A 16,740-nucleotide genomic window follows, 5' to 3' on the forward strand; every position below is an offset into this window, starting at 1 on the left:
GGGCGGGACTCGGTCCTGTCGTGGATGCGCGCGAGGAACGGGACGGCCGAGCACGCTTGGTTGGGGCCAGGGTCCTTTTGCCGCAGCGTAGGGCCAGTCGTGCCGTTTCGGGCATCGTTGAGGTGCCCTGATTGCTCGCCAATTCTTGGTCCGCCTGGCCCTTGTCGGCGATCGGCGCGGTCGAGGCGGCGGCCTCGCATACGGCTTGGGGAACGTTGTCGGGGAACGCGGTGGGCGGGACGCTCGGCCCGCGCCCACCGCGTGCCGCGATCGTTCAGCGCACCGGTGCGCCCTGCGACCTCGGTTCGTCGGCCGAGGTCGGCCCCGCCGCCGGAACTGACCGGTCGGCGTCGCCATGCCCCGGCCACCAGGCGTTGTGGCCAAGGAGCGCGGTGACCCCGGGGACGAGGAACAGGGACATGATGAACGCGGACAGGACGATTCCCACCGAGACCGCGAAGCCCATCTCGGTCAGGAACGACACCCCGGCGAAGAGCATCGACGTGAACGTGCCGGCGAGGATCAGACCCGCGGCGGCCACTGACGGTCCAGCGTGTTGGATCGCCAGCGAGGCGGCGGTGCGCGGGTCGTTGCCGGCTCGTGCCTCTTCGCGGAGCCGGGCGATCATGAGGATGTTGTAGTCGGTGCCGATCGCAACCACGAACAGGTACAGGATGATCGGCAGCGAGAATGACAGGCCCGATCGGCCACCGATGCCCTGGAAGGCCAGGACGGTCGCGCCGAGCGTCGCCATGAAGCCGAGGCCGACTGCGATCATGAGGTACACCGGGGCGACGAGGCTGCGCAGGAGCAGCCCCAGGATCACGGCGATCAGCACCCCGGCCACCGGGAAGATCACCCACAGGTCGCGGTTGTTCGCGTCGCGGATGTCGGCGAAGACCGAGCTGACGCCGCCAACCAGCGCGGTCGTCCCGGCCGGGGCCTGGTCGTGGGCCACCTGCCGGAGGTCGTCACCGGCCAGGTCGAGCGCTGCTGTCGAGTACGGGCTGGTGTTCAGCAGCAGGTTGATCTGGGCGATCGTGCCGTCCGAGCTGACGGTGACAGGACTTCCGTCAGGGGCGGGCATCAGGCTACCGACCCCGGCTACCTGGGCCAATGATTGCGCGTAGCCGCTGAGTGTTGCCGGGTCGAGGCGTTGGCCGTTGTCGGCACGGACGTAGACGGTGGTCGGATTGAGGGCTCCAGCGGGGAACCCGGTCTTCAGGTCATCCAGGGCGCGCGCCGACTCGGTGTTGGCGGGCAGCTGCGCGACCTGGTCGTAGTCGACCTTCAGGCCGAACACACCCAGCGCCAACGCGACCATGACGCCGCCCGAGGCGAGGGCGACCACCGCCGGCCGACGTCCGGTGAACCGGCCCAGGCGTTGGAAGACGCTGCCCCGAGGAGTGCGCTGCCAGGACTTCGACGGCCAGAACACCTTGGGGCCGATGAGCGAGACGATGGCCGGCACCAGCGTGACCGCGGCGATCGCCATGACGACCACCCCGATGGCAAGGCCCGGGCCGAGACTCCGGAAGCCGCCGAACACCGCGAGCAGGAGTGCGCCGAACGCGATCACGATCGCCGCGGCAGCCGACGCGATCACCTCACCAACCCGGCTGACTGCCGTGGCGAGCGCGTTCTTTGGGGCGTCACCGGCGCGTAGCCGCTCGCGGTAGCGGAACAGCAGAAAGACGATGTAGTCGGTGCCGACGCCGTAGAGCACCACGGTGAGGATGGTCAGCAGTGACTGGTCCACCTGCATGCCGAACGCCTTGACGAACAGGGTGATGACCGCACTTGACACCGCTGAGACCACGCCGACGACCACGACCGGCAGGAGGGCCGCGACCGGGCTGCGGTAGATGACGAGCAGGAGGCCGACGACCAGGGCCAGGGTCACGATGCTGACGACCAGCAATGCGGTGTCGAAGGCGTCCTGGTTGTCGACGAGGAGGGCGACATCTCCGGTCACCGCATACGACAGGCCAGATCCTTGCAGCGTGGATTTCGCCTGGTCGCGGATAGACACGACCGCGTCACCGAGCACCGGGTCGGCGGGCGGGCCGGTGAGCGAGACGTTGACGAGCTGCACCAGCTTGTTCGGCGAAACGGCCTGCGGCCCGGTAACCGCAGTGCCGACCCGGTCGATGCCGGCGCTCTGGAGTGTCTGGGCGAGTTGGCCGACCCGGTCGGTGTCGGCGGCGCCGAGGGGCTGGCCGTCGACGCGCTTGACGACGATGGTGGCGCTCGCCCCGTCGCCCTGGCCGAACGCGCGTTCTGCCACCTGCTGCGCCTGCACCGACTCGTAGCGGGATGGCAGGAAGCTGGCCTGATCGGTGCTGACCTGATCAGCGAGGGACGGCGCGAAGAACGAGCCGACGAGCAGCACGAGCCATACCGCGATCACTTTCCATGGATTGAGGACGATGGCGCGTCCGAATCTGGCGAACATGCAGGAGAACCCCTGTCATCGATAATGAGTTGCCGCGACGTCCACCCGTCACGGACTGCCAACCAGGCGGCAGAGAACAGCCGACTGGGTTGCCACTTACGGAGGCACTGCCCGTTCAACGACGTCGCCGCCTGCGGCCGTGATGGGAGACCTCCGCCGCGTCGTCTGATCGAAGCCTTCGATGTGCCGCTCTCGCCGCGCATCGCAACCCTCATGGTGCCATTCTGGCACCGGGTGGCTCAAACTGCAACCAGCGTGGCTCAGGTTGGTGCCACCCATCGCGCGGTCAACGCCCTCGGAACCGCCCCGTGTTCTCGCGGCACCGACGGGCCGGATCAGCGCAAGCGACGTCGGAGCGACCAACGCGGCGGGCGTCGAGGCTTCGCACGCCCCCGGCCAGGACCAGCCGTGCCAGATCTCAAGCCTCCTGCCGACGCGAGGAGTCGAGATCAAGGCGCGTGAAGCGGCCTCCGCAGGTCAGTCGGGCGGCTCGACCAGCCGCTCCATCCGGTTCCAGCCGGACCAGCCACGCTCGCGCATCAACTCCAGCAGCCGCTCCACCCGCGGGTCGGACTCGACCGCGAGCGCGTCTATCAGGTCATGCGGGAGATCATCGTGAGCCTCCTCGCCGAGGTTCATCTCGCCGGCGGCGTGTGCCTGCTCGGCCAGGGCGGCCATGATGTCGGCGGCTTCCGCCATCCGCGGATCGTCATCCGCGTCACCGTCGAAGATCTCCGACAGGATCCGATAGAGCCGCACGACCTGCGGGTTGTCGAGTTCCGCGACCTTCGCGGGCATCCACTCGATGACGCGTTCCGGCCAGCGGGCCGCGACCAGGATCCACCCGTCCCGTTCAGCCTCCACCATCCGCTTCGACGCCCCGATGTCCCGAAGCCGATCGAGATAAGCGGCCACCTCCAGCGGGAGTGCCAGACTGTCCCCGGCGGTGAGCTCTGCGATCTGCTTGCGGCTGGTCTCCAGCCGTTCGATCTCGTCGCGCAGGTGGCTGTCGATCCTCTGTACCGCCTCGGCGAAGTCTGATGCGTCGGCTTCGAGCAGGTCACCGATCTGGGACAGCGGCACGCCCGCGTTGGCGAGGGTGCGGATCCTGATGAGGGACACCACGGCCGTGGCGCCGTACCGCCGGTAGCCTGAGGCGTCCCGCTCGGGCTCCGGCAGCAGGCCGACCTGGTGATAGTGCCGTACCGCCCGCACCGTGACGCCGGCATACGCCGCCAGTTGACCGATCGTCAGCATCCCCTGATCCTGCCTCCCGAGTCGCCCGGCCCACCCGAATCCCGCTCAGGAAATCTTGCGGCGGTAGGTCAGGTTGGCGAACAGATAGGCCACCATGAGGATCCCGACGCACCAGGCAAGGGCGGTCCAGATGCCCGCACCGACCGGTTTCTGCGCGAAGAGGTCTCGGATCGCGTTGACGATGGCAGTCACCGGCTGGTGTTCGGCGAAGGCGCGAACCGGGCCGGGCATGGACTCGGTGGGCACGAAGGCCGAGCTGACGAACGGCAGGAAGATGAGCGGGTAGGAGAACGCGCTCGCGCCGTCCAGAGTCTTCGCGGTGAGGCCAGGGATCACGGCAATCCACGTGAGCGCCAGCGTGAACAGGACCAGGATGCCGGCGACGGCGAGCCAACCCAGCACGCCCGCGGCCGAACGGAAGCCCATGATCAGGGCGACGAGCACGACCACCACGAGCGAAATCAGGTTGGCGACCAGCGAGGTCAGAACGTGCGCCCACAGCACGGAGGATCGGGCGATCGGCATGGACTGGAACCGTTCGAAGATGCCGCCCTTCATGTCCAGGAAGAGCCGGAAGGCGGTGTAGGAGATACCCGAGGCGATCGTGATGATCAGAATGCCGGGAAGCAGGTATTCAACGTACGAGTCGGACCCGGTCTCGATCGCGCCGCCGAAGACGTAGACGAACAGCAGCATGAAGGCGATCGGCATGATCGCGGTGGTGATGATGGTGTCCGGGCTGCGGGCGATGTGGCGCAGTGAGCGTCCCAAGAGGACGGCGGTGTCGCCGAGGAAGTGCCTGTTCATTGTTGTTCCTTCTCCGTTTTAGCGCCGACGAGGGTGAGGAAGACGTCCTCGAGGGTGGGCTGCTTCTCGACGTACTCGACCTCGGCGGGTGGCAGGAGCTGCTTGAGTTCGTTGAGGGTGCCGTTCACGAGGATCCGGCCCTCATGAAGGATTGCGATCCGGTCAGCGAGCTGCTCGGCCTCGTCGAGGTACTGGGTGGTGAGCAGCACGGTTGTGCCGCCCTCGGCGAGCTTCTTGACGGCCTGCCACACCTCGATGCGTGCCTCCGGGTCCAGCCCGGTCGTCGGTTCGTCGAGGAAGATGACCGGCGGATTCCCGATGAGGCTCATCGCGATGTCCAGACGACGGCGCATGCCACCGGAGTACGTCGCCACCCTCCGGCTGCCCGCCTCGGTCAGCGAGAAACGCCGCAGTAGCTCGTCCGCGATGGCGCCCGGCCCGCTGAGGTGCCTGAGCTTGGCAACCAGGACGAGGTTCTCGCGCCCGGTCAGGATCTCGTCGACCGCCGCGAACTGCCCGGTGAGACTGACCGACTCGCGTACCTTGGCGGCCTGCGCCGCGACGTCGAAGCCGTTGACTTCTGCGGTCCCTGAGTCGGGCTTGAGAAGCGTGGACAGGATCTTGACTATCGTGGTCTTGCCCGCCCCGTTGGAGCCGAGCAGAGCGAGGATGCTGCCCCGAGCCACGTCGAGGTCCACGCCACGTAGCACCTTCACCTGCTTGAACGACTTCTCCAGGCCCTGCACGCGTATCGCGGCCTGCTCGACCTGATCACTTGTTGGCGGGATGCTCATGGCAGCCAGCATGAAGGGTTGACGCAGCGTCAGGGTCAAGCCCGCGCGGCAGGATCTACGGATTAGCGGTCGGGGCGGCCATCTGCCGTGAGCCGTGAACGCCGCCGCTCATGATCGCTCCTGCCGGCAGGTTCCCGGCCCCCTGCCAGCGGCGGGCGGCCTCGGCGAAGTGGGTAGCGCTTGTTACGCACGTACGGAGCGGACGACGACACAAGGATCATGCCGGAGCGAAGGATCCCTCGGTCAGCGCCGACGACCTCTCGAGGATGCGTACCGCACGAATCGAATACCGACGCTTCACCAGCAGCCCTTACCTGCGGCAGGCTGACCGCTCGTGCCACCAGTTGCCTGGTGACCAACTACCGTCGCTTGAGTGGACGTGTTGCTGCGCGGCGGGCCGGGTGACGGCCAAGTGGTTCGCGGCGGCGGGGAGAACGTCCTGTGGCAGGCGTGCCTGTACGAAATCACGTCCGAGGTAGCACCCCGTCACGGACGTGATCTGCGGGTGTACCGACACCGCCCGGACTGCTGCGAGCCGCAGGGGCGAGGCTCCGAGGACACATGTGAGTGACGTTGCCGGACCCGACGCCCGTGTGGCCGTGTAGCGGCTCGGTCCGGGCGGGGATGGGTTGATCGTCTCAGGCCTGGGCGGTGAAGGGTTGCGGCGCAGGGGTTTTCGCTCGGGTGGTCATGCCGATGGCGGCGAGTGCGCAGCAGGTGGCGACGGCGGCGAGCAGCGGTGTGTATCCAGCGGTGTGCAGGAGAGCGGCGGCTGCCAGCGGTGCGGTGGCTTTGGCGATGGTAACGGGGGCGGCGAGGCGTCCGGCGATGGTGGCGTAGGCGGTGGTGCCGTAGCGGTCGGCGAGAAGGGCTGGGGTGGCGAGGCTGGTGATGCCGAAGCCGAGTCCGAAGCCGACGATGGTGATGACAGCGCCGGTGCGGGTGTCGGCGAGCAGGGGCATCGTGAGGACGGCGGCGGCCTGGGTGGCGAAGACGGCGGCCACGATCGTGGTGACGCGTAGGTGTCGGCGGGCGGCGGTGAGGACGAGCCGGCCGGTGACCGACAGGACGCCGAGCAGGCCGGTGGCGGTGGCGGCGAAGGTGGCGGGGTGGCCGCGGCTGGTCAGGTAGCCGACGAGGTGGACGGTCATGGTGCTGGTGGCGGCACCTTGGGCGATGAAGGTTGCGGCCAGGACCCAGAACCGGGCGTCGCGCATCGCGGCCTTGACGAGCGTGCGCCGCTGGGCGTGGGCCGGCGGCGTGGGGTCGGCAGGTCCGCTCGCCGCGGGCGACCGAGGTCGGCGGATGGTGAGGGCGTGCAGGGGCACGGTGACCAGGCCGTGGATGACGGCGAGGACGAGGAGCGCGCCGCGCCAGCCAAGGTGTGCGGCCAGGAGGCCGGTCAGGGGCATGAAGATGGTGCTGGCGAAGCCGGCGACGATGGTGACGGCTAGCAGGGCTGTGGCGCGTCGGTCTGGGGTGAACCAGGCGATGATGACGGCGAAGGCTGGCTCGTAGAGCACCATGGCGCCGGTGATGCCGATGCCGATCATGACGGCGTAGAGCTGGCCGATGGTCTGCACCTGGGACCAGGCCACGAGCAGGGCGGTGGCGGCGATCGACCCGGTGGTCATCAGCGCGCGCCCGCCGTGGTGGTCGAGCCACCTGCCGACTGGGATGGCCATGAGGGCGCCCGCGAGGACGGAGACGGTGAGCGCTGCGGTGACGGCGGTGGTGGAGGCGCCGAGGGTGGCTGCCATGGGGCGGAGCAGGACTGGGTAGGTGTAATAGAGGGTGCCGTAGCCGACGGTGGAGGTGATGGCGAGGGCTGTGACGATTCGCCAGCCGTGGGGGTGGTGCCCGCCGACTGTGGGGTCGGCGGGCGCCGTCGTGGTGGTGGGCATCAGCTGCCGCAGCAGCCGCCGGCCTGACCGCCGGCGGGGGCGGCGTCGAGGGTGACGAGGTTCAACGGTGCGGACAGCAACCCGCCGGAGATGCCGGTGGCGAGTCCTCGTGCTGCTGGCTCGGCGGTGGGTGTCGGCCCGCAGCAGTTGTCGCCGGTGGCGGAGTCGGCGGGGTTGCTGTTGCAGACGCCGGTTTCGGGCAGGTCGAGTTGGACGTCGCGGGCGGCGGCCCAGTCTCCGGCGAGGGCGGCGACGACGGAGCGGACCTGCTCGTAGCCGGTGGCCATGAGGAACGTCGGCGCGCGGCCGTAGGACTTCATACCGACGGCGTAGTAGCCGGTTTCCGGGTGGGCGAGCTGGTCGACGCCGTGTGGGGGCACGGTGCCGCAGGAGTGCTCGTTCGGGTCGATGAGCGGGGCGAGTGCGCGGGTGGCGCCCATGATCGGGTCGAGGTCCAGGCGCAGTTCGGAGGCGATCGTGTGGTCGGGGCGGAAGCCGGTGGCCGCGACGATCCGGTCCACGGTGACCGACTCCTCGCCGCCGTTGGCGTGCCGCACCACCACACTTACCCGGCGGTCTGCCGGGGTGAGGGCGTGCACGGAGAAGCCGGTGAGCAGCCGGATCCGGCCGGCATCGACGTGCGCGCGCAGCCGCGAGCCGAGGGCGCCGCGGGCGGGCAGCGCGTCGGCGGCCCCGCCGCCGTAGGTACGCGCCGGCGAGGCGGTCCGGATCGCCCAGGTCACCTCGGTGCCCGGCGTGGATTCGGCCAGCTCGGCCAGGGACAGTAGCGTGTTCGCCGCGGAGTGGCCGGCCCCGACGACGAGAGTGTGCCGGCCGGCGAACCGGGCCCGGTCGGCGCCGAGAACGTCGGGCAGCGCGTGCTCCAGGAACGCGGCGACAGTGGTCTCGCCGCGGGCGGGCAGGCCGGACGCGCCGAGGACGTTCGGGGTGCCCCAGGTGCCGGACGCGTCGATCACGGCGCGGGCGAGGAGTTCGTCGCCGTCGGCGAGGCGGATCAGGAACGGGGTGGACTCCCGGCCGGCGGTGCGCAGCCGGTCGAGACCCAGGCGGCTGATCGCCTCGACCCGCGCGCCGTAGCGCAGGTGCGGCTTGAGCTGCGGCAGCTCCGCGAGGGGCTGGAGGTAGTCGCCGGCCAGCTCCGCGCCGGTGGGCAGGGCCTCCAGGTCGGGGGCGACCCAGCCCGCCTCGTCGAGAATCCGGCGGGCGGCCGGGTCGATGTTGTAGCGCCACGGGGAGAAGACCCGCACGTGGCCCCACTGCCGCACGGCGGCACCGGGGGTGTCGCCGGCTTCGAGGACGGTGAAGGCGATGCCCCGCTCGTGCAGGTGCGCGGCGGCGGCCAGGCCTACTGGGCCGGCGCCGATGACCACGACGGGCAGCTCGTTCAGGGTGCTCATCAGTCAAACTCCTCTGTGTCGATAACCATCGAATCAAGTTGGTAGACGGGGCCCGCTTATGCGGGGCCATAATTGGTCAGGTGACGACGGGACTGCGCCGCTCGAGCAGCACGACGTCGCGCCAGCGGCCGTGGTGGCGACCGACCCGCTCGCGCACGCCGATGACCCGGAAGCCGGCCCGCTCGTGCAGGGTGAGGCTGGCGGCGTTTTCGGGGAAGACTCCGGACTGGATGGTCCAGATGCCGGCGGCTTCGGTGGAGGCGATCAGCGTGTCCAGCAGCAGCCGGGCGACGCCGCGGCCCTGCGCGGCGGGGTCGACGTAGACGGAGTGCTCGACCACACCGGCGTAGACCGTACGGCCCGAGGTGGGTGCGACCGCGATCCAACCGACCACCGTGCCGTTTCCGTCGACCGCCACGAAGCGGTGTTCGGGGAGCTTTGCCGCGTCGAACGCCCTCCAGGTGGGTGCGGTCGTCTCGAAGCTGGCGTTGCCGGCATCGAGTCCGGCCTGATAGATCGCCAGAACCCGCTCGGCGTCGTCGTCCCGCAGGGGGCGCACCGTGATGTCGGCCATCAGCAGGCTCCGTTCGGGTGGGGGGCGGGTCGGCCCATGACGACGTCCGCGGCGGAGGGGAAGCAGTCGACGCAGGCGTCGTTGATGCGGTAGTGGCGGGCGGTTCCGACCGGCTCGACGAGGACGAACCGCACCTCGGTGAGGATCTTCAGGTGCTGCGAGACGGTGGACTGCGCCAGGCCGATCGCGGCGACGATCTCCCCGACGCTCATCGGCTGGGCATGCCGGGCGAGGTACTCCACGATCTGCACCCGCGTCGGGTCGGCCAGTGCACGGAACCACGAGGCGTACGTCTGCGCCGTCGCCCGATCGAGGAGCTCGTCCATCCACCACACCTTCATCGTTTATCGCCGATTGACGATGAACTTACCAGCCGCGAGTGACGATGATCGGCCGAAGGTCGAAGCGGCGCTGGGCGCGCTGCTCTGCGGTGGTGACCTGGGCACAGGAGTCGCAGAATCGGACACTGGCCGTGGATGCCCTCGGTCGGCGCGTGAGCCTGAACATGATTTCTCCTTCCGGGCGCTGTCTTGACGTCCGTCGAAGCAGACAGTTGCACGTTGATTAGAAGGATGTCAACCTAGAGGCATGTCGAAGCAAGCCACGCCTCTCGCCCTGATCGACTTGACCGCTGATGCGCCCTGCTGCCAGCCGCTGGCGCAGCACCGCGTGCCGGCCGGGACCGCCGCGGTGCTCGCGCCGGCTTTCAAGGCCCTCGGCGACCCGGTCCGGCTGCAGCTGATGTCGATGATCGCCTCCGCGGAGGGCGGAGAGGCCTGCGTTTGCGACCTCACCCCCGCCTTCAACCTCACCGGCCCGACCATCTCGCATCACCTCAAGACACTGCGCGAGGCCGGCCTCGTCGATGCCGAGCGGCGCGGCACCTGGGTGCACTACCGGGCCCGACCGGCCGTCCTGCGCCAACTCGCGGCGCTGCTCACCGTCGAACCGGCAACCGCCTCATAGTCAACCCTGCCCCCAGCCGGTCGCTCCTCGGCGCGGATCGCCTGGAAGAACGGCCGCTTCAGGCCCAGGAAATCAGGCCCTCGGCGGAACCCTCCAGCAGCCGGGTGCGGCCAGTACGCCCACCGACCACTGACTCACCATGACTTGACAACGTCACGATTGCTCAGTGATAGTTGAGTCAATGACTATTGAGCTTGCCTCCTTGCAGGGACGCGCCCGGATCCACGCCGCGCTCGGCGACCCGGCGCGCCTGGCGGTCGTTGACGCGCTCACCCTGGGCGACGCCTCCCCCGGCGAGATCGCCCACGACCTCGAAATGCCGACGAACCTGGTCGCCCACCACGTCAAGGTCCTCAGCGAAGCCGGTCTCGTCGTCCGCGGCCGGTCCGAAGGAGACCGCCGTCGCACCTATCTGCGCCTGCGACCCGAGGCCCTGGCCACGCTGACGCCAGCGCCGCTGACCCGGGTGGGTCGGGTGGTCTTCGTCTGCACCCACAACTCCGCCCGCTCGCAACTCGCGGCCGCCCTCTGGTCCGACCGCACCCACACCTCGGCCGCGTCCGCCGGAACGAAGCCCGCGGAGCGCGTCCATCCACGCGCCGTCGCCGTGGCCCGCCGCCACGGGCTGCGGCTCGACGCGACCGGCACCGCGCACGTCGCCGACATCGTGCGCGACGACGACCTGCTCATCGCCGTCTGCGACAACGCCCATGAGGAACTCAGCGGCCCGGTCCGGCCCCGGCTGCACTGGTCAGTGCCCGACCCGGTCCGCGTCGACACCGACGCCGCGTTCGAGGCCGCGTTCGCCGACCTCGCCGCCCGCATCGACCGCGTCGCCCCCGTCATCACCCCCGCCATGAGTCCGGGAGACCGCCATGACTGACACCAGCGCGTACCTGCGCGAAGACCTCTCCATCGACCAGCAACTCGCTCTGCGCACCGCCGCCGCCCGCCTCGCCGCCGAGTTCGACGGCACCTACGGCACTGAGACCGTGGAGCGGTTTCTGCACGCCAGCTACGACCAGTTCGCCACCGTCGGCAGCGTCCCCAACTACCTGCCCCTGCTGGCCGAACGCTTCGCCCGCCAGCGCCTGCAGGCCCTGGCCCGCGTCGAGGGGCACCACCGCGACGGCCTCCCGGTGGCGCTGTTCCTGTGCACCCACAACGCCGGTCGCTCTCAGATGGCGCTCGGATTCTTCACCCACCTCGCCGGTGCCAACGCCGTCGCCTGGTCCGGTGGTAGCGAACCAGGGATCGAGGTCAACCCGGCGGCGATCGCCGCGATGGCCGAGCGAGGCATCGACATCTCCGACGAGTTTCCCAAGCCCTGGACCGACGAGGTCATCCGCGCCGCCGACGTGGTGGTCACCATGGGCTGCGGCGACGCCTGCCCCGTCTTCCCCGGCACCCGCTACGAGAACTGGGACCTCGACGATCCAGCCGGCCTCGACCTGTCCGACGTCCGGCCCATCCGTGACGAGATAGAACGCCGCGTCCGCCGCCTGCTCGACGACCTGAACGTCGCCGCGAACCGGTAATCACCGCACCCGGCCCACACCCGGCTCCGGGACGTCACTGCACAGGAGAGATCAGACTGATGACCATCGCACTTCGGCGGCGCCTGCTGGCCGAGTTCACCGGCACCGCTCTGCTGGTCACCGCCGTGGTCGGCTCCGGCATCATGGCCACCACCCTCTCCCCCGACGACGTAGGGCTCCAACTGCTCGAGACCTCGATCGCCACCGCGTTCGCCCTCGGTGCCCTCATCCTGATCTTCGGGCCGGTGTCCGGGGCGCACTTCAACCCGGTCGTCTCCGCCGCGGACTGGTTCCTCGGCCGCCGCGCCGGCACCGGCCTCACCGGCCGTGACCTCGCCGGTTACGTCGCAGCCCAAACCGTCGGGGCGATCGGCGGGTCGATCCTCGCGAACCTCATGTTCGACCTGGCCGCCGTCGACCTCTCCGGCAAGGACCGCGCGGCGGCACACCTGTGGCTCGGCGAGGTCGTCGCCACCACCGGGCTGATCCTGCTCATCTTCGCGCTCGCCCGCTCCGGTCGCGCGCCGGTCGCGCCCGCCGCCGTCGGCGCCTACATCGGCGCCGCGTACTGGTTCACCTCGTCCACCTCGTTCGCGAACCCGGCGGTCACGATCGGGCGGGCGTTCACCGACACCTTCGCCGGCATCGCCCCCGCCTCCGTTCCCGGCTTCGTCATCGCTCAGCTCATCGGCCTCGCCGTCGGCATCGGGCTCTTGGCCGCCCTCTACCCCGACGCCGGGAAGGCCGCTGACCAGGTTGTCGTCCCAACGGGCGAACGCGATCCGGCGCTCGACCCCCGGGCATGAGCACCAGGCGGCTCAACGACCAGGCGCACCGGGGCCTGGTCAATCCACCGCGCCCCGCCGGCCGCTACCAGCTGCTCGACCGCAACAGCGACCCCGCCCGCACCCTGCCGGCGGTGCCTGACCAGGCGCCGGTCAAGCCGGCCCTACGACCGCAAGAGAGGCTCCTGATGACCGACAAGCCCAGCGTCCTGTTCGTCTGCGTGCACAACGCCGGCCGCTCCCAGATGGCCGCCGGCTGGCTGCGCCACCTCGCCGGCGAGACCGTCGAGGTCCGCTCCGCCGGCTCCGCCCCCGCCGAGACCATCAACCCCGCTGCCGTCGAGGCCATGCGCGAGGTCGGCATCGACATCACCGACCAGAGGCCAAAGCTCCTCGAGTACACCACTGCCGAGTCTTCCGACGTCATCGTGACCATGGGTTGCGGCGACGCCTGCCCGGTCTTCCCCGGGAAGCGCTACGAGGACTGGAAGCTCGACGACCCCGCCGGCAAGGGCGTCGAGTCCGTCCGCCCCATCCGCGACGACATCCGTAACCGGGTGGAGAAGCTCCTCGCCGAACTCATCCCTGCTGCCTGAATCATCGGATCGCTGCCCGCCGTCCGCGCCTCGGCGGCGAGCAGCACAGCACCCCAGAAGCAAGAGCGTCGACGCCCCGTACACCGCCGTCGCCCACGTCGCGCTTCCGGCAGTCCCGCCATGACGGAGGAGATCGCACCGACCGACAGGCGCGCCGCTCGCCGACTGGCTGACCTTTGGCGGCACCTGCCGCCCTGTCGCTGTTTCAGCGCAGTGCGGCCGGTGACAGCAGCGAGCAGGGTTACGGGCCGAGCCAGCGCTCCAGGTAGGCGATCAGCCCGGTCAGGTCGGCGCCGCCAGCCCGGTAGCCGATGTGTCCATCGGGACGGACCAGTACCAGGCCACCAGCGCCGGGGTCGAGACCCAGCCGTCGCAACGCCTGAGCAGCGGACGTGGAGGCCGCTTCGGTGGCGTCGGGCGCGACCAAACGGTGCACGGTGAGCTGATCCCGGGCCAGCCTCGCAGTGTCCCCGGCATGCCAAGCAGCGGCTGGTCCACACAGCAGCAGGTGCCATCCGGGCGTGGAGGTGAGCCGGTGCAGTGTGCTGGCGTGTCCGGTGCCGGGCAGCGGGACGTCGGGCAGCCGGTCGCCGGATCGTGGACCGGTCCGCGACCGGCGCGGTCCTTCCACCGAAAGCGGACTGTTCCGGTAGGTGATGCCCAGCTGCGAAACCCTCCGGAAGGCGGAGGCCCGCACGAACCGGGACGCGAGCACGACCGGGATGAGAGCGGGGGCGATCCGGGTACGAGCGAACCGGACGGCCGGGTTGGTGGACGTCGCGACGGTGAACGCCCGGTCGCTGAAGCGCAGCACCATCCGGCCGACTGGCGCCCGTTCCGTCCCGTAGGTATCCAGCAGCGCCGAGCTGGCGCCGCCCCGCAGGGCCTGGGCGAGTTTCCAGCCGAGGTTGGCGGCGTCCTGGATACCGGTGTTCATGCCCTGCGCGCCAGCGGGACTGTGGATGTGCGCGGCGTCGCCAGCCAGGAACACCGACTCCGCGCGATAACGGGAGGCGGCGCGGTGGTGCAGCCGGAAGTTGGTCATCCAGACAGGATCACGCAGGCGCACAGTCGCATCGGTATATGTGTCAGCGAGTGCCTGCACCTCGTCGACGGTGACCGGGGCATCTGGTGCGACCACCTCAGCGGGTGGCCGCATAACCAGCAGTCGCCAGGTGGCCGGGTGTCCGAGGGGGAAGAAGAACAGCATCCCCCGCTCGGACAAGAAGACGTGCGCCATCCCAGTGTCGAGGCCGTCAGCCTCCAGGTCAGCCAGGACGAACGTCTGCGGATACGCAGCGCCCTCGAATCCGATTCCGGCGAGGTGCCGCACGGCGCTGTGCGCGCCGTCGCAACCCACCACGTACCGGGTCGCCACCCGCTCGACCCGGCCGTCCCCGTGCCGCAGCGTCGCCACCGCACCGTCGACGGCACCGTCCAGACCCACCAGCTCGACACCCCGTTCGACATCGAGCCCCACCGCCGCGAGGTGCTCACCCAGGACGCGCTCGGTCTCCGCCTGCGACAGGAACAACAGGTACGGATACGCGGTGCCGGACAAACCCAAGTCGAACAGCGGCACGGTACGCGCCCGCCCCCGCGCGTGCAGACACATCCTCACCGTGCGGTTCCCGACGGCCACCATCTCGTCAGTCACGCCGAGACTGGCGAGGACCTCCAGAGTGCGGGGCTGAATCGCCAGGGCACGCGACTCCTGAACCCGGTCGAGAGATCGATCTACCACCCGGACCCGCACACCCAAGGCGGCTAACTGCCCGGCCATGGCAAGTCCGGTTGGCCCCGCCCCGACCACCAGAACCTCGACGGCGCTCACCGGACACCGATCCGTCGAGGGCCGACGACCGCGACCGACGCCTCCAGCGGACCGACCGTGGCCCCGAAGGCGATCACATACTCAATGCCGACCATCCAGATCCCCTGGCGCGACGCGTGACTCACGTGTCTCGACCTCACGGTAAACCCGTATCGCCAACCGCATGAGCCGGCCACCCGATGCGATGCGGCGACCGGGGTTAGCGGCTCAGTCGCTGCCGCCTCTTCTACCGGTCGCTGCTCCACATCTGTCGGCAGCGAGGGGCGCGGGCGCCGATGCCGTTCCGTTGCGGCGGGGTGCTCGGAGACCTCGAGTTGACTGTGCGGCACCGGCTCCTGTCAGGTAAGGCTGTGCTAACTAGTGATGCAGCGTCGGGGGCGGTCGGCTCCGCGGATTCCGGTGATCGAAGGTCGTCGGATGTGCCGCGGTTGTCGCCGTGGCGGGTGGTGATCGGCTTCGGTGTGGTGAGCCTGGCCGCGGACATGGTGTACGAGGGCGCCCGGTCGGTGTACGGACCATTGCTTGCCTCGCTCGGCGCGTCCGCTGTGGTCGTCGGCCTGATCACCGGTGCTGGTGAGGCGGCCGCGCTGGTGCTGCGGCTGGTGTCTGGGCCGCTCGCCGACCGGACCCGCCGGTATTGGACGTTGACGATCGCCGGATACGCGCTGACGGCGGTGTGTGTGCCGCTGCTGGCGGTGACCCCGGCGTTGGGTGCCGCTGGGCTGGCGGTGGCTGCGGTTCTGATCGTGGCCGAGCGGCTGGGCAAAGCAGTGCGCTCACCGGCGAAGTCGGCGTTGCTGGCCGACGCGGCAGGCGCGGTCGGGATGGGCCGCGGGATCGGGGTGCACAAGGCGCTCGACCAGGTCGGGGCGTTCGCCGGCCCGCTGCTGCTGGCCGGGCTCATCGCCGCGGCAGGTGGGCTGCTGTGGCCGGGCCTGGCTGTGTTGGCCATGCCGGGAGTGCTGGCGATGATCATGCTCGTGGTCATCCAGCGCCGCACCGCGACCGTACGTCCGCGCCGAGCGGGCACCGCCGCGAGACACGAGCCGGCCGAGGAGGTGGCACGCACTCCTCTGCCGCGTTTGTTCTGGTGGTTCGCGGTCGCGTGCGCGTTGTGCACAGGCGGGTTGATGACATTCGGGTTGATCGGATTCCACCTCGCGCGGGCCGGCCTGGTACCGGTTGCCGGAGTGCCGCTGCTGTACGCCGCAGCGATGGCAGCGGCCGGCATCGCGGCGCTAGCGACCGGTGCCGCCTACGACCGTGTCGGCCCGCGCATCCTGCTGCTCCTGCCGGTCCTGGTGGCCGTGGTGCCGGCCCTGGCGTTCACCACCAGCCTGGCTATCGCCGCCGGTGGTGTGCTGTTGTGGGGCGCCGCGATGGGGGTGCAGGACTCCACCGTCAAGGCGTTCGTGGCCGACCTCGTACCGCGGCAACGCCGGGCCACCGCGTACGGAATCTTCGCCGCAGTGCAAGGAGCCGGCGCGCTCATCGGGGGCGCCACAGCGGGCACCCTGTACGAGGTTTCCCTGACCCGGCTGGTCACGGCGGTCGCGGCCGCGCAGGCCGCCGCCTTGTTGATCCTCCTGTCCGTCCTGGCACGCAAACGCGTGCCGGACAACCTCTAATCCGCCTACCAAGACCAACCAAACGGTCATCCGGGCGTTCCCGTACGCCGGTCGATGCCTCTGGCCTCGGCCGTCGGCACCTCGACGAGGGCACCTTCCAGCACCTGATCGGCCCATCTGGCGGCACCAGCCCACGCCACTCGAATGCGTGGCTGGCCATCGAGGCTCGTAGCGCATCGAAAGG

16 protein-coding genes are annotated in these 16,740 nt (G+C 69.9%); 7 read left to right on the plus strand and 9 right to left on the minus strand.

What is annotated here, in order from left to right; translation table 11 throughout:
- Positions 1-274 precede the first annotated feature (274 nt).
- The 4 genes from M8C17_RS01990 to M8C17_RS02005 form a co-directional block, all read right to left on the minus strand.
- Entirely contained in the window at positions 275-2,455 is a 2,181-nt protein-coding gene (locus tag M8C17_RS01990; RefSeq protein WP_252414418.1) for an MMPL family transporter, read from the minus strand.
- 477 nt (positions 2,456-2,932) lie between these two features.
- Positions 2,933-3,712 (minus strand): MerR family transcriptional regulator, encoded by a 780-nt coding sequence (locus M8C17_RS01995; RefSeq protein WP_252414420.1) that lies wholly within the window; start codon positions 3,710-3,712, stop codon positions 2,933-2,935.
- Positions 3,713-3,757: 45 nt separating this feature from the next.
- On the minus strand, positions 3,758-4,519 hold the full coding sequence (locus M8C17_RS02000) for an ABC transporter permease (RefSeq protein WP_252414421.1): 762 nt from the start codon (positions 4,517-4,519) through the stop codon (positions 3,758-3,760).
- Positions 4,516-5,313: an ABC transporter ATP-binding protein gene (locus M8C17_RS02005; protein WP_252414423.1), complete on the minus strand. Its 798-nt coding sequence runs from the start codon at positions 5,311-5,313 to the stop codon at positions 4,516-4,518. Before M8C17_RS02005 ends, M8C17_RS02000 begins: the two co-directional genes overlap by 4 nt.
- A 373-nt stretch (positions 5,314-5,686) precedes the next feature.
- Here M8C17_RS02005 and M8C17_RS02010 point away from each other — a divergent pair, with 373 nt between their 5' ends.
- On the plus strand, positions 5,687-5,884 hold the full coding sequence (locus M8C17_RS02010; RefSeq protein WP_252414424.1) for a hypothetical protein: 198 nt from the start codon (positions 5,687-5,689) through the stop codon (positions 5,882-5,884).
- A gap of 67 nt (positions 5,885-5,951) precedes the next feature.
- Here M8C17_RS02010 and M8C17_RS02015 read toward each other — a convergent pair whose 3' ends face one another.
- The 4 genes from M8C17_RS02015 to M8C17_RS02030 form a co-directional block, all read right to left on the minus strand.
- On the minus strand, positions 5,952-7,217 hold the full coding sequence (locus tag M8C17_RS02015; protein ID WP_252414426.1) for an MFS transporter: 1,266 nt from the start codon (positions 7,215-7,217) through the stop codon (positions 5,952-5,954).
- Positions 7,217-8,635: an FAD-dependent oxidoreductase gene (locus tag M8C17_RS02020; RefSeq protein ID WP_252414428.1), complete on the minus strand. Its 1,419-nt coding sequence runs from the start codon at positions 8,633-8,635 to the stop codon at positions 7,217-7,219. Before M8C17_RS02020 ends, M8C17_RS02015 begins: the two co-directional genes overlap by 1 nt.
- Before the next feature lie 76 nt (positions 8,636-8,711).
- Complete coding sequence (locus M8C17_RS02025) at positions 8,712-9,209, minus strand: GNAT family N-acetyltransferase (protein WP_252414429.1); 498 nt, start codon at positions 9,207-9,209, stop codon at positions 8,712-8,714.
- Positions 9,209-9,535 carry a metalloregulator ArsR/SmtB family transcription factor gene (locus tag M8C17_RS02030; protein ID WP_252414431.1) on the minus strand — a complete coding sequence of 109 codons (327 nt, stop codon included), beginning with the start codon at positions 9,533-9,535 and terminating at the stop codon, positions 9,209-9,211. The genes M8C17_RS02025 and M8C17_RS02030 overlap by 1 nt, the downstream gene beginning before the upstream one ends.
- Positions 9,536-9,797: 262 nt before the next feature.
- On the opposite strand from M8C17_RS02030, the gene M8C17_RS02035 reads away from it, so the two are divergent.
- The 5 genes from M8C17_RS02035 (at position 9,798) to M8C17_RS02055 (ending at position 13,094) form a co-directional block, all read left to right on the plus strand.
- A complete protein-coding gene (locus tag M8C17_RS02035) occupies positions 9,798-10,175 on the plus strand; it encodes a metalloregulator ArsR/SmtB family transcription factor (RefSeq protein WP_252414433.1) in 378 nt (125 codons plus the stop codon).
- 181 nt (positions 10,176-10,356) lie between these two features.
- Positions 10,357-11,058: a helix-turn-helix domain-containing protein gene (locus M8C17_RS02040; RefSeq protein WP_252414435.1), complete on the plus strand. Its 702-nt coding sequence runs from the start codon at positions 10,357-10,359 to the stop codon at positions 11,056-11,058.
- Entirely contained in the window at positions 11,051-11,713 is a 663-nt protein-coding gene (locus M8C17_RS32105) for an arsenate reductase ArsC (RefSeq protein WP_308209339.1), read from the plus strand. Before M8C17_RS02040 ends, M8C17_RS32105 begins: the two co-directional genes overlap by 8 nt.
- 59 nt (positions 11,714-11,772) lie before the next feature.
- On the plus strand, positions 11,773-12,519 hold the full coding sequence (locus M8C17_RS02050; protein WP_252414436.1) for an MIP/aquaporin family protein: 747 nt from the start codon (positions 11,773-11,775) through the stop codon (positions 12,517-12,519).
- A 167-nt stretch (positions 12,520-12,686) separates the two neighbouring features.
- Positions 12,687-13,094, plus strand: a complete 408-nt coding sequence (locus M8C17_RS02055) for an arsenate reductase ArsC (RefSeq protein WP_252415059.1) — start codon at positions 12,687-12,689, stop codon at positions 13,092-13,094.
- A gap of 241 nt (positions 13,095-13,335) precedes the next feature.
- Here M8C17_RS02055 and M8C17_RS02060 read toward each other — a convergent pair whose 3' ends face one another.
- On the minus strand, positions 13,336-14,928 hold the full coding sequence (locus tag M8C17_RS02060) for an FAD-dependent monooxygenase (RefSeq protein ID WP_308209340.1): 1,593 nt from the start codon (positions 14,926-14,928) through the stop codon (positions 13,336-13,338).
- 446 nt (positions 14,929-15,374) lie between these two features.
- Here M8C17_RS02060 and M8C17_RS02065 point away from each other — a divergent pair, with 446 nt between their 5' ends.
- Positions 15,375-16,556, plus strand: coding sequence for an MFS transporter (locus tag M8C17_RS02065; RefSeq protein WP_374557095.1), 1,182 nt, complete (start codon positions 15,375-15,377; stop codon positions 16,554-16,556).
- Positions 16,557-16,740 lie beyond the last annotated feature (184 nt).

It is taken from the genome of Micromonospora sp. RHAY321 (assembly GCF_023896955.1).
Taxonomy (GTDB): domain Bacteria; phylum Actinomycetota; class Actinomycetes; order Mycobacteriales; family Micromonosporaceae; genus Micromonospora.